This is a genomic window from Streptomyces hokutonensis (assembly GCF_000376565.1).
GTDB lineage: Bacteria > Actinomycetota > Actinomycetes > Streptomycetales > Streptomycetaceae > Streptomyces > Streptomyces hokutonensis.
On sequence record NZ_BARG01000012.1, the window covers coordinates 20,728 to 40,608 of the forward strand.

At 70.1% G+C, this 19,881-nt stretch carries 20 protein-coding genes and 1 riboswitch; of the genes, 16 read left to right on the top strand and 4 right to left on the bottom strand.

All coding sequences use genetic code 11. The features are described from left to right. Window positions 1–47: 47 nt before the first annotated feature. Window positions 48–1,748, top strand: a complete 1,701-nt coding sequence (locus tag SSP08S_RS04800) for a flavin monoamine oxidase family protein (RefSeq protein WP_019066435.1) — start codon at window positions 48–50, stop codon at window positions 1,746–1,748. 7 nt (window positions 1,749–1,755) lie between these two features. Here the strand turns inward: SSP08S_RS04800 and SSP08S_RS04805 are convergent, their stop codons facing one another. Continuing rightward, window positions 1,756–2,682, bottom strand: coding sequence for an LLM class F420-dependent oxidoreductase (locus SSP08S_RS04805; protein ID WP_019066436.1), 927 nt, complete (start codon window positions 2,680–2,682; stop codon window positions 1,756–1,758). A gap of 95 nt (window positions 2,683–2,777) precedes the next feature. Then, window positions 2,778–3,464 (bottom strand): DUF5995 family protein, encoded by a 687-nt coding sequence (locus SSP08S_RS04810; protein ID WP_026178180.1) that lies wholly within the window; start codon window positions 3,462–3,464, stop codon window positions 2,778–2,780. A gap of 150 nt (window positions 3,465–3,614) precedes the next feature. On the opposite strand from SSP08S_RS04810, the gene SSP08S_RS04815 reads away from it, so the two are divergent. Both SSP08S_RS04815 and SSP08S_RS04820 read left to right on the top strand, forming a co-directional pair. After that, window positions 3,615–4,721, top strand: coding sequence for a glycoside hydrolase family 6 protein (locus SSP08S_RS04815; RefSeq protein ID WP_026178181.1), 1,107 nt, complete (start codon window positions 3,615–3,617; stop codon window positions 4,719–4,721). Window positions 4,722–4,864: 143 nt separating this feature from the next. After that, the gene (locus SSP08S_RS04820) at window positions 4,865–5,686 is read left to right on the top strand and encodes a class I SAM-dependent methyltransferase (RefSeq protein ID WP_019066439.1); all 822 of its coding nucleotides are present in this window, start codon (window positions 4,865–4,867) and stop codon (window positions 5,684–5,686) included. Between the two features lie 185 nt (window positions 5,687–5,871). Here the strand turns inward: SSP08S_RS04820 and SSP08S_RS04825 are convergent, their stop codons facing one another. Beyond that, on the bottom strand, window positions 5,872–6,480 hold the full coding sequence (locus SSP08S_RS04825; RefSeq protein ID WP_019066440.1) for a flavin reductase family protein: 609 nt from the start codon (window positions 6,478–6,480) through the stop codon (window positions 5,872–5,874). Window positions 6,481–6,759: 279 nt separating this feature from the next. On the opposite strand from SSP08S_RS04825, the gene SSP08S_RS04830 reads away from it, so the two are divergent. The 3 genes from SSP08S_RS04830 to SSP08S_RS04840 all read left to right on the top strand — a co-directional run bounded on the left by SSP08S_RS04830 (window position 6,760) and on the right by SSP08S_RS04840 (window position 9,377). Beyond that, complete coding sequence (locus SSP08S_RS04830; protein WP_019066441.1) at window positions 6,760–8,025, top strand: alginate lyase family protein; 1,266 nt, start codon at window positions 6,760–6,762, stop codon at window positions 8,023–8,025. 325 nt (window positions 8,026–8,350) lie between these two features. Beyond that, window positions 8,351–8,503: a hypothetical protein gene (locus SSP08S_RS61600; protein WP_019066442.1), complete on the top strand. Its 153-nt coding sequence runs from the start codon at window positions 8,351–8,353 to the stop codon at window positions 8,501–8,503. A 409-nt stretch (window positions 8,504–8,912) separates the two neighbouring features. Next, the gene (locus tag SSP08S_RS04840) at window positions 8,913–9,377 is read left to right on the top strand and encodes an acyl-CoA thioesterase (RefSeq protein WP_019066443.1); all 465 of its coding nucleotides are present in this window, start codon (window positions 8,913–8,915) and stop codon (window positions 9,375–9,377) included. Here SSP08S_RS04840 and SSP08S_RS04845 read toward each other — a convergent pair. Continuing rightward, entirely contained in the window at window positions 9,337–10,548 is a 1,212-nt protein-coding gene (locus SSP08S_RS04845) for an MFS transporter (RefSeq protein ID WP_019066444.1), read from the bottom strand. The genes SSP08S_RS04840 and SSP08S_RS04845 overlap by 41 nt on opposite strands. Before the next feature lie 134 nt (window positions 10,549–10,682). Between SSP08S_RS04845 and SSP08S_RS04850 the strand changes: the two genes are divergently transcribed. The 10 genes from SSP08S_RS04850 (at window position 10,683) to SSP08S_RS04895 (ending at window position 19,783) form a co-directional block, all read left to right on the top strand. Beyond that, window positions 10,683–11,921 carry an ROK family transcriptional regulator gene (locus SSP08S_RS04850; RefSeq protein ID WP_019066445.1) on the top strand — a complete coding sequence of 413 codons (1,239 nt, stop codon included), beginning with the start codon at window positions 10,683–10,685 and terminating at the stop codon, window positions 11,919–11,921. A 251-nt stretch (window positions 11,922–12,172) separates the two neighbouring features. After that, window positions 12,173–12,306: riboswitch (FMN riboswitch) on the top strand. Between the two features lie 150 nt (window positions 12,307–12,456). Then, window positions 12,457–13,059 carry a riboflavin synthase gene (locus tag SSP08S_RS04855; RefSeq protein ID WP_019066446.1) on the top strand — a complete coding sequence of 201 codons (603 nt, stop codon included), beginning with the start codon at window positions 12,457–12,459 and terminating at the stop codon, window positions 13,057–13,059. After that, window positions 13,056–13,700, top strand: coding sequence for a nicotinamide mononucleotide transporter family protein (locus SSP08S_RS04860; protein WP_019066447.1), 645 nt, complete (start codon window positions 13,056–13,058; stop codon window positions 13,698–13,700). Before SSP08S_RS04855 ends, SSP08S_RS04860 begins: the two co-directional genes overlap by 4 nt. Then, complete coding sequence (locus tag SSP08S_RS04865; RefSeq protein WP_019066448.1) at window positions 13,697–14,986, top strand: bifunctional 3,4-dihydroxy-2-butanone-4-phosphate synthase/GTP cyclohydrolase II; 1,290 nt, start codon at window positions 13,697–13,699, stop codon at window positions 14,984–14,986. The genes SSP08S_RS04860 and SSP08S_RS04865 overlap by 4 nt, the downstream gene beginning before the upstream one ends. A gap of 48 nt (window positions 14,987–15,034) precedes the next feature. Further along, complete coding sequence (gene ribH / locus SSP08S_RS04870; protein ID WP_019059681.1) at window positions 15,035–15,520, top strand: 6,7-dimethyl-8-ribityllumazine synthase; 486 nt, start codon at window positions 15,035–15,037, stop codon at window positions 15,518–15,520. A 34-nt stretch (window positions 15,521–15,554) separates the two neighbouring features. Further along, entirely contained in the window at window positions 15,555–15,827 is a 273-nt protein-coding gene (locus SSP08S_RS04875) for a phosphoribosyl-ATP diphosphatase (protein ID WP_018534786.1), read from the top strand. A gap of 48 nt (window positions 15,828–15,875) precedes the next feature. Continuing rightward, a complete protein-coding gene (gene hisG / locus SSP08S_RS04880; protein ID WP_019066449.1) occupies window positions 15,876–16,724 on the top strand; it encodes an ATP phosphoribosyltransferase in 849 nt (282 codons plus the stop codon). 38 nt (window positions 16,725–16,762) lie between these two features. Further along, window positions 16,763–17,206: a PH domain-containing protein gene (locus SSP08S_RS04885; RefSeq protein WP_019066450.1), complete on the top strand. Its 444-nt coding sequence runs from the start codon at window positions 16,763–16,765 to the stop codon at window positions 17,204–17,206. A 175-nt stretch (window positions 17,207–17,381) separates the two neighbouring features. After that, the gene (locus SSP08S_RS04890; RefSeq protein WP_019066451.1) at window positions 17,382–18,716 is read left to right on the top strand and encodes a hemolysin family protein; all 1,335 of its coding nucleotides are present in this window, start codon (window positions 17,382–17,384) and stop codon (window positions 18,714–18,716) included. Next, complete coding sequence (locus SSP08S_RS04895) at window positions 18,713–19,783, top strand: hemolysin family protein (RefSeq protein ID WP_019066452.1); 1,071 nt, start codon at window positions 18,713–18,715, stop codon at window positions 19,781–19,783. Before SSP08S_RS04890 ends, SSP08S_RS04895 begins: the two co-directional genes overlap by 4 nt. The last annotated feature ends 98 nt before the right edge of the window (window positions 19,784–19,881 follow it).

A 19,881-nucleotide genomic window follows, 5' to 3' on the forward strand; every position in this document is an offset into this window, starting at 1 on the left:
CTTCCCGCACTTGAACTTGTTCTTGTTCCGCTAGGAGTCCCTACCTCATGACGTCCACGGTGCCCAACGCCGTCCAGCACGCCGACGAGCGGCAGCCGCCGATCACCATGTTCGGGCCGGACTTCCCCTACGCCTACGACGACTTCCTCGCCCACCCGGCGGGCCTCGGCCAGATACCCGCGACCGAGCACGGCACCGAAGTCGCCGTCATCGGGGGCGGGTTGTCCGGCATCGTCGCCGCCTACGAACTGATGAAGATGGGCCTCAAGCCCGTCGTCTACGAAGCCGACCGGATCGGCGGCCGACTGCGCACGGTCGGCTTCGAGGGCCCCGGCACCGAGGAACTGACCGCCGAGATGGGCGCGATGCGCTTCCCGCCCTCCTCCACCGCCCTCCAGCACTACATCGACCTGGTCGGACTCGAGACCCGCCCGTTCCCCAACCCCCTTGCGGAGGCGACCCCTTCGACCGTCGTCGACCTCAAGGGCGAGTCCCACTACGCGACCACGGTCGACGACCTCCCGCAGGTCTACCGCGACGTCATGCACGCCTGGAACGCCTGTCTCGAAGAGGGCGCCGACTTCTCCGACATGAACCGCGCCATGCGCGAACGCGACGTCCCGCGCATCCGCGAGATCTGGTCGAGGCTCGTCGAGAAGCTCGACAACCAGACCTTCTACGGCTTCCTCTGCGACTCCGAGTCCTTCAAATCCTTCCGGCACCGCGAGATCTTCGGCCAGGTCGGCTTCGGAACGGGCGGCTGGGACACCGACTTCCCGAACTCGATCCTCGAGATCCTGCGCGTCGTCTACACCGAGGCCGACGACCACCACCGCGGCATCGTCGGCGGCTCCCAGCAACTCCCGCTCCGCCTCTGGGACCGCGAGCCCCAGAAGGTCGTCCACTGGCCCTACGGCACCTCGCTCGCGTCCCTGCACGTGAACGGCGAACCCCGCCCCGCCGTGACCCGGCTGCACCGTACGGCCGGCAACCGGATCACCGTGACGGACGCGAACGGCGACATCCGCACCTACCGGGCGGCGATCTTCACCGCCCAGTCCTGGATGCTGCTCTCCAAGATCGCCTGCGACGACTCGCTCTTCCCGATCGACCACTGGACGGCGATCGAGCGCACCCACTACATGGAGAGCTCCAAGCTCTTCGTCCCGGTCGACCGCCCCTTCTGGCTCGACAAGGACGAGGAGACGGGCAGGGACGTCATGTCGATGACTCTCACCGACCGTATGACGCGCGGGACCTACCTCCTCGACGACGGCCCGGACAAGCCGGCTGTCATCTGCCTCTCGTACACCTGGTGCGACGACAGCCTCAAGTGGCTGCCGCTGTCGGCCAACGAGCGGATGGAGGTCATGCTGAAGTCGCTCGGCGAGATCTATCCGAAGGTCGACATCAGGAAGCACGTCATCGGCAACCCGGTGACCGTCTCCTGGGAGAACGAGCCCTACTTCATGGGCGCGTTCAAGGCCAACCTGCCCGGCCACTACCGCTACCAGCGGCGCCTGTTCACCCACTTCATGCAGGACCGGCTGCCCGCGGACAAGCGAGGTGTGTTCCTCGCGGGCGACGACATCTCCTGGACGGCCGGCTGGGCCGAGGGCGCCGTCCAGACCGCGCTGAACGCGGTCTGGGGCGTCATGCATCTGTTCGGCGGCGCGACCGACCCGACCAACCCGGGGCCCGGGGACGTCTACGACGCGATCGCGCCGGTCGAACTTCCTGAGGACTGACGGGAGTTCAGACCCCGGCCGCCCGCGCCTTCTCGTACACCTCGGCGGCGACCGCCTTGAGTTCCTGGGCGTCCCGAGGGGTGGTCTGGAGGTCGATCAGGATCTCCTCCAGGCCGACCTCCGCGTGGGCCACCAGGTCCTCGACGATCTGGTCGGCGCTGCCCTGGAAGGGCTGGCGGTCGGGTCCGTCATAGGGCTTGGCCGTGTACACGGTGTTGACCCGCACGACCGTCTGAATCGGTTCGGTGCGCCCGCGTTCGGCCGCCAGGTCCTGCAACTCCCGCCACTGGGCGGCCAGTTGCTCGGCGCCCATGCCCACCGGCAGCCAGCCGTCGGCGTGGTCGACCAGCCGCCGCTGGGCCTTCTTGTTGGTCGCGGCCAGCATGATCGGGATCGGCCGGACGGGCTTGGGACCGACCACGGCGGAGGCGATCTTCGTCAGCTGCCCGTCGTACTTCACCGGGTCGGGGCCCCATATCGCCCGGCACACCTCGATCAGCTCGTCGAGCACCGTGCCGCGGTCCTCGAACGGCCGGATTCCGGAGGCCGCGTACTCGTCGAGCGACCAGCCGGTGCCCAGACCCGCGATCACCCGGCCGCCGCTCGCCGCGTCCAACGAGGCCAGGGACTTGGCCAGTTGGAAGGGCGTGTGCAGCGGAGCCACCAGCACGCTGCTGCCCAGCCGCGCCCGCTCGGTGGCCGCCGCCGCGAGGGTCAGCGTGACCAGCGGCTCGGCCACGTTCCTGTACGCGTCCGGCCAGGGCAGACCCGGGACGCCGTACAGGCCCTGGGTGGCGGGCTCGGGGAAGAGGGCCCGCTCGAAGACCCACAGGCTGTCGTAGCCGATCTGTTCGGCCGTGCGGGCCACGTCGGGAACGTCCGCGCCGATGCTGTACTGCCGCATCTGGGGAAGGCTGAGGCCGAGCCGAGTCATACCGGTGCTCCTTCGCAGTCGGGTGCGTGCCGTCAACGTAGGGCGATCACCGGGAGATTCCGAAGCGGCTCGCACGCCGATCGGATCAGGCCACCTCAGTCGGGCAGCGGTGTCAGCATCATGCGCCCCGCGAGCCCCACCGCCGCGTCCAGCCGTTCGGTGAACTCCTCGGCGACATCGGGCAGTCCGCGCAGCGCCCACAGGGCCCGGGCCGCCGTCCAGGTGGCGTCCCGGGCGCGTTCCAGGCTCCACGAGCCGAGCAGATGGGTGAGCGGATCGGCGATCTGGAACAGGTCGGGACCCGGCATCAGCTCTTCGCGGATGCGCTCCTCCAACGACACGAGGAGATCGCCCACGCGGTCGAACTCGTCCTCCAGATCGGCCGGTTCGCAGTCGAGCGTACGACAGGCGTCCACCACGGCGAGCGCGAGGTCGTGGCCGATGTGCGCGTTGATGCCCGACAACGCGAACTGCAGCGGTCGTACGCCCGGATGCCGGCGCAACTGGAACAGCGGGCGCCAACAGGCAGGTGCGCGCCGCCCGTTGGTGGCCGCGTCCACGGCCGCCAGATAGCGTTCCGCGAACCGTACGTCCAGCGTGATCGCGGCCCGCGGGTCCCTGAACCGCCCGGCGTCGACGCTCCGGTCGACCGCCTCCGTGACGGCGAGGTAGACGCGGTTGAACACCGCGATCCCGTCCCGGGCGGGCAGTTCCTCGTCGAGCGCGCGCAGCCGGGAGACGACCTTGTCCACGGGTGTGGTGAAGTGTGCCAATTGCCCCATGGGGGCAGCGTCCCAGTCCTAGGCTGGCCGAGGTGCCGGCGGGCCCGACACTTCCCCAGAACGGGGGAACGGGCGCGGCGCACGGGAGGGGGCGGCAGCGTGGCGGGTTCGCGTGGCCGGCGACGCGGGCGGTCCGCCCGGCGGAGCGTGCTGGTCGTGGCCGCGTCGGTCGTGGTCGCGGTCGGCACGGTGACCGGGATGATCAGAGCGCTGGACGACGGCAGCGGTGCGGACTCGGCGCGGCCCGACGCGACCGGGGCGACGCTGCTGGTACCGCTGCCCGAAGTGCCGTCGGCGTCGAACTCCCCGTCCGCGAAGGCGAGTTCGTCCGCCCGCCCGAAGAGGACCGCCACGACCGGCACCACGCGCAAGCCGCAGCGGACCGCCACCGTCTCCCCACGCCTCTACCGTCACCCCGAGTCCCAGGTCCTCGACTGGGTCCGCGACCACCCCGACGACCCCCGTACTGAGGTCATAGCGGACCGGATCGCCGACCAGCCCGCGGCCGTGTGGTTCGCCGACTTCACTCCGTCGACCATCACCTCCCGCGTCCGCGCGGTCACTTCGGGCGCCGCCGCGCAGGGCAGGGTGCCGGTCGTCGTGCCGTACGCGATCCCGGACCGCGACTGCGGCGGAGCCTCCGAGGGTGGTGCGGACGACTTCGCCGCCTACGACGACTGGATCGACAACTTCGCGGCGGGCCTGGGCTCCCATGAGGTCGTCGTGATACTGGAACCCGACTCCATAGCCCAGGCCGACTGCCTCGACGACACCCAACGCGCCGAACGCTTCGAGGCGTTGGCCCGCGCGGGCCGCGTCCTGAAGGCCGCCGACCCGCAGGCCCGCGTGTACTACGACGCCGGCCACTCCGACTGGAACCCGGCCGGGCAGCAGGCGGCGCTGCTCAAGCAGGCGGGCGCGGCCTCCGCCGACTCCTCCGACGGGATCTTCAGCAACGTCTCGAATTTCCACACCACTTCGGCGGAGATCGCCTACGACCGCCAGGTCCTCGACGCCCTGGGCGGCCCGGCGGGTCTCGGCGCCGTCATCGACACCAGCCGCAACGGCAACGGCGCCCCGGCCGACGGCCAGTGGTGCGACCCGGCCGGCCGGAAGATCGGCCGGGCACCGACGCTGAACACGGGGGAGGCCCGGATCGACGGCTATCTGTGGGTGAAACTGCCGGGGGAGTCGGACGGCTGCAAGGGCGCGGCCGGCACGTTCACGGCGTCGTACGCCTACGACTTGGCCCGCTGATCCGCTGATCAACTGATCCGCTCGTCCACGGGAAAGGACTGTGCGCCGACACGAAAGACGGCTCCGGCACGCCTTGGCAGAGTCGTGCGCGAGTCACCGTCGGGGTGTCTCGGTCGGTACTCGTGAACGGTGGCGGAACGAACATGTCAGAGGCGGGCGGCAGCACGTACGCGATGGGGCGAACCTCCGCGGAAACGGCCAGACTTGATGTCCAGGACGCGCTGTACGGAGGGTTCACCGAATACCTCTTGCGGGCCGCCGGCCTGCGGGAGGGAATGAGCGTCCTCGACGTCGGCTGCGGCACGGGCGGGGTGTCTCTCGCCGCCGCGCGAATTGTCGGCCCGCAGGGGCGTGTTGTGGGCGTGGACATGAATCCGGAGGTGCTGGAGACCGCGCGCGCCAATGCCGCCGCGGCGGCGATGGATAACGTCAGCTTCGAGCACCATGTGCTGCCCGATGTCGAACTTGCGGAACCCGTCGACGCGTTGGTGGGCCGACTGATCCTGATGCATCTCGCGGACCCCGTGGCGGTAGTGAAAGGGCTGACCAGGTCTGTCCGTCCCGGAGGTCTCGTGACATTCCAGGAGATCAATATCTCGCGGGCACGCGCCATTCCGGAGGTGCCCCTGGTGACGACCTGCCGTGAGTGGATCTGCGCGGCGCAGCGCGAGGCGGGCAGCAATCCCGACATGGGCGAACAACTGGCCCAGGTACTGCGATCCGCGGGGCTGGCCCGACCCGAGGTCGCCGTCGCCGTCCCGACGGGAGGCGCGGACTCGCCGGCGATGTCCCTCATCGCCGAAACCGTGCGCAGTCTCCTGCCGCTGCTCGAGCGCGGCGGCGTCGCCGACGCCCACGCCGTGGACATCGAGACGCTGCGCGGCCGCCTGTCGCAAGCGTGCGAGCAGGCGCAGGCGATCGTCTACCTGTCGGAGCTGGTCGCCGCGTGGGGACGGCTCGACTAGTACGCGGGGTCCGGCGGAATGCGTCTGCCGGGCCTGCGCATCGCCGACCCATATTCGATGGCCGCCACCGCCTCCGGGCGGCCTCGGCCACGACCTCCCGATCGCCCATCTCGCTGTCCCGGATCTGCCGTTCGGCGGTGTGGGGGAGAGCGGGACGGGCAACTACCACGGCGGAATTCGGACTCCTAACTCGACGCCGGCCAGTCGGCGTACCGAATACGGCGCAGGTCGAGAACGTCGCCGATGGTGCTCCACTCGTCTTTTCCGAGGCGTGCCAGGGGTCGTAGGCGCGTGATTTCCGGATGGCCGTTCTCCAGCACGGTTTCGTCGACCGCGATATGTACCACCCGTCCGAATACCACCGTGGAGTCACCCAGCCGAAGGGTGCTGTGGAGTTCGCATTCCAGTGCCACGGGGGAGCCGGCGACGCGTGGTGCCTTCACCCGTGCACTGGCCTCGCGCGCCACTCCCACGGCGTCGAACTCGCTGACGCCGTGCGGGAAGTCGGTGGCGGTCCTGTTCACCTCGTCGACAAGCGGTTCCGGAGCGAGGTTGACCACGAACTGCCCGGTGGCCTCGACATTGCGCAGTGAGTCCTTACGGCCGACCGACGTGAACTGCACGATGGGCGGGGTGACCGACGAGACGGTGAAAAATGAGTGCGGGGCGAGATTGTCGACGCCGTCGGCGGAGACGGTCGAAACCCAGGCGATGGGGCGCGGAACGACGGTCGACGTGAGCAGTCGATAAACCGCGACGGGTTCGAGCTGGGCCGGGTTGAATTCAGTACGCATACCAGCGATATATCAGATGCCCGTGCGGCGCCGTGCGGCTGTCCGGGCGGTTCGGGCCCGACACCACGTCCGTCGGAAAGAACTGTGCGCCGACGCGAAAACGGGGCGGCACCGCTGGGGGCGCACGCCCCATCGTGAGACTCATCGTCCCCGTACATGAAGACGGTCCGGACCATTGCCACGTGTACCTGGCGGTTCTACGCTCACACGGTCCCACTCATGAACTGCGTTCACATTTATGATCGGAGTCGCCTGGTGAGTGCACCGATGAGATCCCTGGTGAGTGCGAGACCCCGACTGGGTGTCCTGCTCGCGGCGGTGGCCACGCTGACCGCCGTGTTCGTCCCCTCCGCCGCCGCGCACCCGTTGTCGGCCGCCCCCGACACCGCCGTCCTCGACGGTGCCCGCCTCCAGCAGACCAAGCTCCGCCTGGACCGCGGCGACCCCCAACTCCGGCACGCCCTAGGCAACTTGACGAACCGTGCCGACAACTGGCTTGACCAGGGCCCCTGGACGGTCGTGGACAAACCAAAACTCGCGCCCGGCGGCGATGTTCACGACTACCTGAGCCAGGCACCGTACTGGTGGCCCACGACCACACCGACCGCCGACAACCCCTGGGGCTGCCCGTACGTCCAGCGCGACGGCCAGCGCAACCCCGAGGTCGACACGGGCACCGACCGCCAGGACGTCGAGAAGGTCTTCGACTCGACGTACGACCTCGCGCTCGCCTGGTACTACACCGGCGACAAGCGCTACGCGCGGAAGGCCGGCCAGGTCCTGCGCACCTGGTTCCTCGACCCGGCCACGAGGATGAACCCCAACCTGAACCACGCCCAGTTCATCCCCTGCAAGTACGACGGCCGCGCCATCGGCATCATCGACTTCTCCCAGTCGTACACCAGCGTCGTCGACGCCATCGCGATCCTCGGCACGGGCGCCCCCGGCTGGACGAAGACCGACCGCACGGCGATGACCAAGTGGAACTCCGACTTCCTCGGCTGGCTGAAGAACAGCACCTTCGGCAAGGAGGAGGGCGCCGCCGCCAACAACCACGGCACCTTCTACGACATGCAGCTCGCCGCCCTCGCCTACGCGACCGGCGACAAGGCGCTGGCGAAGCGGACCGTGCTGGACGCGCGCGCCAAGCGCATCGACCCTCAGATCGCGGGCGACGGCAGCCAGCCGCAGGAGCTGGCACGGACCCGGAGCTGGCACTACTCGACCTTCGACCTGGTCGCCTACACCCGCCTCGCGGCCATCGGCCGGCACGTCGGCGTGAACCTCTGGACCTATCAAGGCCCGGACGGCCAGGGCCTGTTGAAGGCCGTCGACTATCTGCTCCCCGCCGCGACCGGAGCCGCCGCATGGCCGCACCCGGAACTGGAGTTCTACCGCTACGCAGCAAGCGACATCGTCCACGCGGCGGCCGACGCGGGCGACACGCAGGCCAAGACCGCCGTACCGAAACTACAGACACCGCCCGGCGGCGACTTGTGGGCACTGCGCCCGGCGGCCGAGCAACTGGACTCGATCGCGGGCTGACCGGGATGCGACGTCTTGCTGGCCGTGGGCTGGCCAATCCGCGAGGGCTCGCCCATCGCCAGGTGACTGGCCGCGAAGGGGCGCACTTGCCGTCGGTCGACCAGCTCGTACAGGCTCGCCGGTTGCCGCCCGGCGACGCTCGTGCCAGGGCCGCCGTGCCGAAGGTGGAGGTGCGGTCGGGCGGTGACTTGTGGGCGCTCTGTCCGGCGGCCGGGCAGTTGGATTCGATCGCGGGCTGACCGGGATGCGACGTCTTGCTGGCCGTGGGCTGGCCAATCCGCGAGGGCTCGCCCATCGCCAGGTGACTGGCCGCGAAGGGGCGCACTTGCCGTCGGTCGACCAGCTCGTACAGGCCCGCCGGTTGCCGCCCGGCGACGCACGGGCCAGAGCCGCCGTGCCGAAGGTGGAGGTGCGGTCGGGCGGTGACTTGTGGGCGCTGCGTCCGGCGGCCGGGAAGCTGGATTCGATCGCGGGCTGACCGGCGTGCGAGGACCTGCTGGCCGTGGGCTGGCCAATCCGCGAGAGCTCGCCTATCGCCAGGTGACTGGCCGCGAAGCGGCGCACCTGCCGTCGGCCGACCAGCTCGTACAGGCTTGCCTGGCGTTGGCCGACCGGCCCGCGCAGGCCTGCCTGCCCTCGGCCGACGGGCCCGCTCAGGCTCGCCGATCGTGGGCCGACCAGCTCGTACAGGCCTGCCTGCCCTCGACCGACCGGCCTGCACACGCCCGCCGGTCGTCGGCCGGCCGCCCGCACAAGCCCGCCCGCCACCCGACCCGCACCGCCCTCCCGCCCCGGCCCTCTCGAACAGGGGTTCCTGAGCGGTTGCTTAGAATGGGGCGTCCCCACAGTCTCCTCCGCCCCACTCAGCACCGCTCGGGAGCCCCGCCGTGACCGTCGAATCCCCGTCCGCCAGCGCCAGCGCCCTCGCTCACGGCCGGCTCATCCCCGTCACCGTTCACTTCGACGATCTCGACGCGCTCGGCATGCTGCACAACGCCCGGTATCCGCTCCTCGTCGAGCGGGCCTGGACCGAGCTGTGGCAGGAGCACGGAGTCCGCTTCGACGGCGACTGGGCGAGTGCCGGTGACGCCTGCAATGTCGTGAAGGAACTGCTGATCAGCTACGAGGCGCCGGTCACCAGGCCCGGCACCTACGCCGTCCACCTGTGGCTGGACCGGCTCGGCACGACCGGCCTGACGTACGGGTTCCGACTCTGCTCCGCCGACGGCTCGGTGACGTACGCGACCGGCACCCGCGTGCTGGTCCGGCTGGACGCCGGGACGCTGCGCCCCGCGCCATGGAGCGAGGGCTTCAGAGCTGTCGGTCGGGCACTGCTGCGCTCGGAGCGCTGACCTTCGGGCGGTCCCGGTCCCCGGCGCGCAGCACGCCCGCGAAGACTGCGAGCCCGCCCGCCAACGCCGTGACCAGGCAGAACGACACCATCAGGCTCGTCGCCTGCGCGACCCCGCCGATCAGGCTCGGCGCGATCAGCCCCGAGGTGTAGGTGATCGTCGCCACGCCGGCGATCGCCTGACTCGGGTTCGGCCCGCTGTGGCCCGCCGCCGCGAAGCACAGCGGTACGACCACGGCGATGCCCAGACCGAGCAGCGCGAAGCCGCCCATCGCCAGCGCCGGGCTGTCCGCGACGACGATCAGCAGGCCGCCGCACACGGCCAGGAGCCCGCCCGCGCGGACCGTACGCACCGAGCCGAAGCGGTTCACCACCGTGTCGCCCACCAGCCGGGCCACCGCCATCGTCAGCATGAACCCGGTCGTCGAGGCCGCCGCGAGCCCGGCGGACGTGCCCAACTGGTCGTGCAGATACACCGCCGACCAGTCCAGGCTGGCCCCCTCCGCGAACACCGCGCAGAAGCCCACCGCACCGATGAGCAGCGCCGACCGGGGCGGCAGCGTGAACCGCGGTGGAGCCTCCTCCTCCACCCCCGGCTGGATGTCGAGCACCCAGCGACAGGCGGTCACACCGAGCAGCGTGAGGATCAGGGCCGCGATGAGATGGTGCACGCGCGCGTCCGAGCCGAGGTGCGCGGCCAGCGTGCCGCCCGCCGAACCGATCAGCGCGCCCGCGCTCCACATGCCGTGCAGACTCGACATGATCGACTTGTCCATGAGGCGCTCGATCTCGACGCCGAGCGCGTTCATCGCGACGTCGGCCATGCCCGCGCTCGCCCCGTACGTGAACATCGCCAGGCACAGCGTGACGAGGTTCGGCGCGAGGGACGGCAGGATCAGGGACATCGTCCACATCGAGATCAGCCCGCGCAGCGCCGTACGGCTGCCGAAGCGGTGGGTGATCCAACCGGCCAGCGGCATCGAGCAGGAGGCACCGAACGCGCCGAAGGCGAGCGCGAAACCGAGCCAGCCGGCGGCGACATGCGCGTGCTCCTGGATCCACGGCACCCGGGTCGCGAAGGAGCCGGTGACCGCGCCGTGCACGGTGAAGACGGCCGCCACGGCATACCGGGCGCGCTTCACCTCGTGTCGGTCGTAGACCACTTCGCTCATTGTCCGACCCCTCCTGCTGTTCGGATTCCGTCCCCGCCCTCAGCTGCGTCGCGTAAACTATCAGGAACCCTGCCTGATAGATAGAGAATTACCGGCCGCCGGCCGCACCCCCTCGATCTGGGAGGATTCCCGGCATGCCCGCATCCCCGAGCACCGCCCGGGCCATCAACGACCGGCTCGCCCTGCGTCTCCTGCAGCGCGAAGGCCCGCTGACGGCAGGGCAGTTGAAGCAGCTCACCGGACTGTCCCGGCCCACCGTCGCCGACCTCGTCGAACGCCTCACGGCCTCCGGGCTGATCGAGATGGTCGGCGAGTCGGGGGCCCAACGGCGGGGCCCGAACGCCCGGTTGTACGGCATCGTCGGCGACCGCGCCCATCTCGCCGCGCTGGACGTCCGCCTGGAGAGCGTCTCCGTGCTCGTCTCCGACCTGGTCGGCCGGGTCCTCGCTGAGGCGTCCGTGCCGATCGACGCCGACGCGGGGACGGGACCGGCGGTGGAGCAGGCCGTCGCGCTGGTGGAGCGGGCGGTGAAGGAGGCGGGGACCGGGCCAACCGGGCCTGAGGCGACGGGAGTTCGGGGACCCGAGTCCGTACGCGAGTGGGGCAGTCTGCACACCGTCGGCATCGGCGCCCCCGGTCTGATCGACCCGGCCACGGGCGAACTCCGCAACACCACCGGCCTGCCCGCCTGGCACCGCAGCCTGGTGGGCGCCCTCCAGGAACGGCTGCCCGACGCCCGCGTCGTCGTCGAGAACGAGACCAACCTCGCGGCCCTGGCGGAGATGCGCGACGGCGCGGCCCGGGACCGGGACACCTTCGTCCTCCTCTGGCTGGACATGGGCATCGGCGCCGCGGTCGTCCTGGACGGCGCACTGCGCCGGGGAGCGTCCGGCGGCGCGGGCGAGCTCGGCTTCCTGCCGGTGCCGGGCACGCGGGGACTCCCTTCGGCGACGGACTGCGAAGGGGGCTTCCATTCACTGGCCGGTGCGACGGCGGTGCTCGAACTGGCCCGGGAATGCGGGGTGTTGGACATCGGCGGCGCGGGGGAGCCGGCGACCGCGGCGCAGGTCGTGCGATGGGCGGTCGCCACGGCGGCCGATGTCCGCGCCGCCCGTTTCCTCGACACCCTCGCCGATCGCCTCGCCCTCGGTGTCGCGTCCGTCGTCGCGCTGCTGGACCCCGGATGCGTGGTCCTCGGCGGCGAGGTCGGGCAGGCCGGCGGTGAGGAGCTCGCCGTACGCGTGGCCGAACGGATCGCCGGTATGTCACCGCTGCCCGTGGAGGTGCGCCCCAGCGTCCTCGGCGATACGGCCGTGCTGCGCGGCGCGCTGCTGACGGCCCAGGACGGCGCGCAGGACGACCTGTTCGGCTGAGAGGCCCCGGCCTGTTCGGCTGGGGCCCGGGCCTGCTCGGCTGAGAGGCCCGGCGGTGGGCAAGGGCCGTCGTCACCACCGCCGGACCGGTCCAGAGGTGTCCTGTCCGGTGATCCGGAAAAGGACTAGACCAGATGATCCAGCAGGTGAGGGCTGCTTGAGAAGTCCATCGACACCCTCTGTGAGCCACCCCACACACTTCACCTGGATGGACCCTTGCCAGGCGTGGCACACTTGCCGTGTACCAGAAGCAGCGCACTCCGGGGTCGGTGAAAGTCCGAACCGGCGGTTATAGTCCGCGACCCGTCCGTGTAGTTCAGCGGCCGGTTGACCAGGTGGAATTCCTGGACCGACGGTTAAAGTCCGGATGGGAGGCAGTGCGCGGCGGGCGGGCATTCGTGCGCGCCGCCGTATCGGCTCGTCCTGTGTGGACGGGTTCTGTCCGGCGTCGTCCTCGGTGCTTCCGTTCGTTTCATTCTGTCGTCTTCGACAGGCCCCGGAGTCCGTGCCCCGATGTGGCAGGAGGACCCGGGAAGTGTTCACCGGAATCGTCGAAGAGCTGGGTGAGGTCACCGCCGTCGAGAGTCTCGACGACGCCTCCCGCTTCCGTCTGCGCGGCCCGATCGTCACCGAGGGCGCGAAGCACGGCGACTCCATCGCCGTGAACGGCGTCTGTCTCACCGTCGTCGAGCACGAGGGTGACGAGTTCACCGCCGACGTCATGGCCGAGACCCTGAACCGCTCCAGCCTCGGCGCCCTCGCCGTCGGCTCCCGCGTCAACCTCGAACGCCCCATGGCCCTCGGCGCCCGCCTCGGCGGACACATCGTGCAGGGCCATGTCGACGGCACCGGCGCGGTGTTGGAGCGCAAGCCGTCCGAGAACTGGGAGCTCGTCAAGGTCTCGCTCCCCGCCGACCTCAGGCGCTACGTCGTCGAGAAGGGCTCCATCACCGTCGACGGCATCAGCCTCACCGTCGTCGACGCGGGCCCCGACTACTTCACGGTCAGCCTCATCCCCACCACCCTCGACCTGACCACGCTCGGCCTCAAGCAGCCCGGTGACCCGGTCAACCTCGAAGTGGACGTCATCGCCAAGTACGTCGAGCGGCTCATGGGCGACCGCGAGGTGACCCCGTGAACTGGCTCAACTCCGAGGCCTTCGTCCTGTTCGGCCAGCACATCAAGTGGTCGGACATGATCGGCAACGTCGTCGGCCTGATCGCCCTGGCCTTCGGCTGGCGGCGCTCGATCTGGAGCTGGCCCACCCAGTTCGTCTCCGGCGTCATCCTGTTCGCCGCGTTCGCCACCGCCCACCTCTCCGGCAGCGCCGGCAAGCAGATCGTCGTCATGGTCGTCGCGGTCTACGGCTGGTGGCAGTGGAACCGCGGCAGGGGTGGCTCCGCCGACGGCCACATCACCCCCCGCTTCGCCACCTGGCGCGAGCGCGCGATCCTGGTCGGCGCAGCAGCCGTAGGAACGGTCGCGGTGGCCGCCCTCTTCAAGGCGTACCCGTCCCTTTCCTGGGACCCGTGGCCCGACGCCTACATCTTCGTCGGCACGATCGTCGCGATGTACGCCCAGGCCCGCGGCATGGTCGAGTTCTGGTTCGCCTGGCTCCTCGTCGACCTCGTCGGCGTCCCCCTCAACTTCGCCAACGGCTTCGCCTTCTCCGGCTTCGTCTACGTCATCTACGGCGCACTCGTCCTGTGGGGCATGCGCGACTGGTGGCTGCGCTCCCGCAAGGCCCCGCAGCCCGTCCTGGAAGGAGCGCCGGCATGACAGCGGCACCGATCCTCTACAGCACAGACGGTTTCGAGGACTTCTCGCTCGACCCGGTCGAGCAGGCCATCGCCGACATCGCGGCCGGCCGCCCGGTCGTGGTCGTCGACGACGAGGACCGCGAGAACGAGGGCGACCTCGTCATCGCCGCCGAGAAGGCCACCCCCGAGATCATCGCCTTCATGATGAGCGAGTGCCGAGGCCTCATCTGCGCCCCCATGGAGGGCGACGAGCTGGACCGGCTCCGGCTCCCGCAGATGGTCGAGGACAACACCGAGTCGATGAAGACCGCGTTCACGGTGTCGGTCGACGCCTCGGCCGCTCACGGTGTGACCACCGGAATCTCGGCCTCCGACCGCGCGACCACGCTCCGGCTCCTCGCGAGCGGCACCACCGAGGCCGACGACTTCGTCCGCCCCGGCCACATCTTCCCGCTGCGCGCCCGGTCCGGCGGAGTGCTGGTCCGCAACGGCCACACCGAGGCCGCCGTAGACCTCGCCCGCCTCGCGGGGCTGCGCCCGGCCGGCGCGATCGTCGAGATCGCCGGCGAGGACGGCCGTATGCTCCGCCTCCCCGAACTGATCCCGTTCGCCCGCAAGCACGGCCTGACGATCATCTCCATCGAGGACCTGATCGCCTACCGGCAGACCGCCGAACCCACCGTCCGCCGCGAGGCCGAGGTCCAACTCCCCACGCGCCACGGCCAGTTCACGGCCTATGGCTACCGCTCCACCGTCGACGGCGTCGAGCACGTCGCCCTCGTCCACGGCGAGATCGGCGAGGGCGAGGACGTCCTGGTCCGCGTCCACTCCGAATGCCTCACCGGCGACGTCTTCCACTCCCTGCGCTGCGACTGCGGCCCCCAGCTGGAGGCCTCCCTTGAGCGCATCCAGGAGGAGGGCAGGGGAGTGGTGGTCTACCTGCGCGGCCACGAGGGGCGCGGCATCGGCCTGCTCTCCAAGCTACGGGCGTACGAACTCCAGGAGCGCGGCCGCGACACCCTCGACGCCAACCTGGAGCTCGGCCTGCCCGCCGACGCCCGGGACTACGGCGCCGGCGCGCAGATCCTGGAGGACCTCGGCGTCCGCAGCCTGCGCCTGATGACCAACAACCCCGACAAGACCGACGCGCTCGTCCGGCACGGCCTCAAGGTCACCGGCCGCGAGCCGATGCCGATACAGGCGGGCGAGCACAACCTCCGCTACCTGCGCACCAAGCGGGACCGGATGGGCCACGACCTGCCCTGGCTGGACCCGGCCCCCGTGTCCACCTGCGGCAACCAGTAAGAACGACCACTAAGACCCCTTCAGAAGTCACCGAGGAGACAAGAGAACGTGAGCGGCAAGGGCGCACCGGAACTGTCCGTACGCAACGTCGGAGACCTGCGGGTCGCCGTCATCGCGGCGCAGTGGCACGAAAAGGTGATGGACGGTCTGGTGGACGGCGCCCTGCGCGCCCTGCACGACCTGGGGATCGACGAGCCGACCCTGCTCCGGGTCCCCGGAAGCTGGGAACTCCCGGTCGTGGCAAAGGTGTTGGCGGGCCGGGGCTACGACGCGATCGTCGCCCTCGGTGTCGTCATCCGCGGCGGCACCCCGCACTTCGAGTACGTGTGCCAGGGCGTCGTCCAGGGCCTCACCCAGGTCTCGGTCGAGACCGGCGTCCCCGTCGGCATGGGCGTTCTGACCTGCGACACCGAGGAGCAGGCCCTCGACCGGGCCGGCCTGGAGGGCTCGAACGAGGACAAGGGGCACGAGGCGGTGACGGCGGCCGTGGCGACGGCGGCCACCCTCCGCTCAGTATCTGAACCGTGGCGTTAAGCCCACGATTGTTTGCAATAGGGTGGGCAGCACCATGTCCAATAAGACGTTCGAGGAGCTCTTCACCGAGCTCCAGCAGAAGGCCGCCACCGGCGACCCCGCCACTTCCCGCACCGCAGAGCTGGTCGGCAAGGGCGTCCATGCCATCGGCAAGAAGGTCGTCGAAGAGGCCGCCGAGGTCTGGATGGCCGCCGAGTACGAGGGCAAGGAGGCGGCCGCCGAGGAGATCTCGCAGCTGCTCTACCACGTTCAGGTGATGATGGTCGCCCGCGGAATCTCGCTGGACGACGTCTACGCCCACCTGTAAACCCAGTTCCGACACCCCACCCCATTTCACGCGAAGGAAGCCGACCTCATGCTGCGCATCGCCGTCCCCAACAAGGGTTCCCTGTCAGGACCTGCGGCGGACATGCTGCATGAGGCCGGCTACCAGCAGCGCCGGGAGTCCAAGGAACTGCGGATCGTCGACCCGGTCAACGAGGTCGAGTTCTTCTACCTCCGCCCCCGCGACATCGCGATCTACGTCTCGTCGGGCCGCCTCGACATCGGCATCACCGGCCGCGACCTCCTCATCGACTCCGCCGCGAGCGCCGAGGAGATCCTCCCGCTCGGCTTCGCCCGCTCCACGTTCCGCTTCGCCTCCAAGCCCGGCGCGGCCAGCAGCGTCGAAGACCTCAAGGGCAAGACGGTCGCCACCTCGTACGAGGGCATCGTCGCCGGTCACCTCGCCGACAACGGCATCGACGCGTCCGTCGTCCACCTCGACGGCGCCGTGGAGACGGCCATCGAACTGGGCGTCGCCGAGGTCATCGCGGACGTCGTCGAGACCGGTACCAGCCTGCGCAACGCGGGCCTCGAGGTCTTCGGCGAGCCCATCATGAAGTCCGAGGCCGTCGTCATCCGCCGCAAGGGCGCCGAGGTCGAGGAGCCCAAGGTCCAGCAGTTTCTGCGCCGCCTCCAGGGCGTCCTGGTCGCCCGGACCTACGTGATGATGGACTACGACTGCCGGGTCGAGCAGCTGGAGAAGGCCGTCGCGCTCACCCCTGGCCTGGAGTCCCCGACCGTCTCCCCGCTGCACAACGAGGGCTGGGTCGCCGTCCGCGCGATGGTCCCCGCCAAGGAAGCGCAGCGGATCATGGACGACCTGTACGACATCGGCGCCCGGGCCATCCTGACGACGGCCATCCACGCCTGCCGTCTCTGAGGAACACGTCGAGAAGTACGTCGAGGAACACACCGACCATGTCCGAACTCCCCGCCCTGCCGGTCACGTTCCGGCCGGGCCGCACCCGTGCCGTACTGCTCACCGCGGGCGCCGCGATCTTCGTCGTCATCACGACCGTCGCGCTGCTCCTGGAGCAGCTCGGCCCGGGGGAGAAGCTCAGCTTCGTCCTCACCGGTGCCCTCCTCTTCGGAGTGCTGGCCGTGCTCGCCCGGGTGAGGGTCGTCGCCGACGAGACCGGTGTCACCGTCGTCAACATCGCCAGCAGGCGCCGTCTGGAGTGGGCCGAGATCCTCCAGGTGAACCTGCGGCCCGGCGACCCCTGGGTCTTCCTCAACCTCAGCGACGGCACCAGCCTCCCCGTGCTCGGCATCCAGCCGGGCATCGCCAAGGAACGGGCCATCGCCGACGCGCGCACTCTGCGGGCGCTCGCCGAGGCCCACTCGACAAGGGATCTGCCGTAGATGGCCATGTCTTGATTAATCTGTTGTCGGTGGCGTTTTTCCTCGCGCCTCCGCCACCGGTGTTCCCCCCTGTCTTCCGAGGCCCCCTGCTACCCGAGGAGTGACTCCCTCCAGCGATGGACGGATCGTCCTGTAGTACCTGCGCCGCCCCCTCCCGACATATCGAGGCGGCGGCATGACCATCCCCCTGCTGCTCCTAGGCGCGGCGATCCTGCTGATTCTGGCCAACGGCTTCTTCGTTGCCGCCGAGTTCGGGCTCGTCACCGTGGAGCGCCCCGAGGCCGAGAAGGCCGCCGCCGAGGGCGACCGACGGGCCGCCACGGTCGTCGAGTCGCTCAAGGAGCTGTCCTTCCAGCTCTCCGGCACCCAGCTCGGCATCACCATCACCTCCCTGGTCGTCGGCATGCTCGCCGAACCGGCCCTGGCACAGCTGCTGCACGGCCCGTTCAGCGCGATCGGCATCCCCGAGGGCGCCGTCTCCGGTGTCGCCGTGGTCGTCGGCATGCTGCTCGCCTCCGCCGTGCAGATGGTGATCGGCGAACTCGTGCCCAAGAACTGGGCGGTGTCGCGGCCCCTTCAGGTCGCGCGCTTCGTCGCCGCGCCGCAGCACGCCTTCGCCCGTCTGTTCCGCCCGGTGATCGCCGCGCTCAACGCGGTCGCCAACCGGCTCGTCCGGGCCCTGGGCGTCGAGCCCGCCGACGAGCTGGCCTCCGCCCGCACCCCCGGCGAGCTGGTCTCCCTGGCCCGCCACTCCGCGCAGGCCGGCGCCCTGGAACAGGACACGGCCGATCTCTTCGTACGGACCCTGTCGCTGGGCGAGTTGACCGCGCAGCACGTCATGACCCCGCGCGTGAAGGTCAGCGCGCTCCAGTCGTCGGCGACGGCCGAGGACGTGGTCAACCTGACCCGCGCCACCGGTCTGTCCCGCTTCCCCGTCTACCGCGAGAAGATCGACGAGATCGTCGGCATGGTCCACCTCAAGGACGCCCTGGCCGTGCCCTCGCACGCCAGACTCCGCACCCCCGTCACCAGCATCGCCAAGTCCCCGGTGCTGGTCCCCGAGACCCTGCCCGTCCAGCCCCTCCTGGCCCGGCTGCGCAGCGAACAGCCGATCGCCGTCGTCGTTGACGAATACGGCGGTACGGCCGGAGTGGTCACCCTGGAGGACATCGTCGAGGAACTCGTCGGCGAGGTACGCGACGAACACGACGGCCAGGACGTACCCGAACTCGCCGCGGCTCCGTCCGAGGACGGCAAACCCGCCTGGGACGCCGACGGCAGCTGCCGCGTCGACATCCTCCAGCGCATAGGCCTGGACGTGCCCGAAGGACCGTACGAGACGGTCGCCGGCCTGGTCGCCGACCTCCTCGGCCGCATCCCCGCCCCCGGCGACAAGGCCGAACTCCCCGGCTGGCGGCTCTCGGTACGCCAGGTCGGCCACTACCGCGCCGAACGGGTCCGCCTGGTCCGCACCGCTCCCCCCGTGAACGTCATGGAGGCGGCCCGATGACCGTCCTCCAACTCCTCTTCGCCGTACTCCTGGTACTCGCCAACGGCTTCTTCGTCGGCGCCGAGTTCGCCCTGGTCTCGGTCCGCCGCAGCCAGATCGAACCCCTCGGCACGGCCCGCGCCCGCCAGGTCCTCTACGGCCTGGAGCGCCTGCCGCAGATGATGGCGGCAGCCCAATTCGGCATCACCGTCTGCTCGTTGACGCTCGGCGCGGTCGCCGAGCCGACGGTCGCACACGTCCTGGAGCCGGTCTTCGAGTGGATGCACCTGCCCGACGGCATGATCCATCCCCTCGGCTACGTCCTCGCGCTCGCCGCCGTGGTCTTCTTCCACCTCGTCATCGGCGAGATGGTCCCGAAGAACCTCGCGATGGCCGCCCCGGAGAAGGCCGCGATGTGGCTCAGCCCCGGGCTGGTCGCCTTCGCCAGGGTCTGCAAGCCGATCACCATCGCCCTCGGCGCCGTCGCCCAGGCCATCCTGCGGCTCTTCCACGTCGAGCCCAAGGACGAGGTCGAGGCCGTCTTCACCAGCGAACAGCTCAACCGCCTGGTGGAGGACTCGGGCCAGGCCGGCCTCCTCGACCCCGAGGAACAGGAACGCCTCGAGGACGCCCTCGAGTTGGGCTCCCGCCCGGTCACCGACGTCCTCCTGCGCCGCGAGAACCTCGTCACGGTCAGCCCCTCGGTCACCCCCGGCGAGATCGTCGCCCTCACCGCCCGTACCGGCTACTCCCGCTTCCCGATCGCGGCGGAAACCGGCGCCTTCATGGGCTACCTCCACGTCAAGGACGTCCTGGACCTGGAGGAATCCGAAAGGGCGGTCCCGCAGCAGATCTGGCGCCCCATGACGACCCTCCGCTCCGAACTCCCCCTGGACGACGCCCTGACGGTGATGCGCCGCGCCGCGACACACCTGGCCCAGGTGGCGGACGCGTCAGGCAAGGTGCTGGGCTTGGTGGCGATGGAGGACGTGCTGGAGCTGTTGGTGGGCGAGGTCAACGACCCGGCCCATCGAGAGGTACCAGCACAGCCACGAACGGCGGAAGTGAAAGAGACGGTTCCGAGCTGACGCAGGTCCCCCTGCGCCCCGTTTTCAGGGGCGCGGGGAACTGCGCGACCAGCCACAACGCACCCGCACTCGCGAACGAACAACAGCCACCCGAGCCA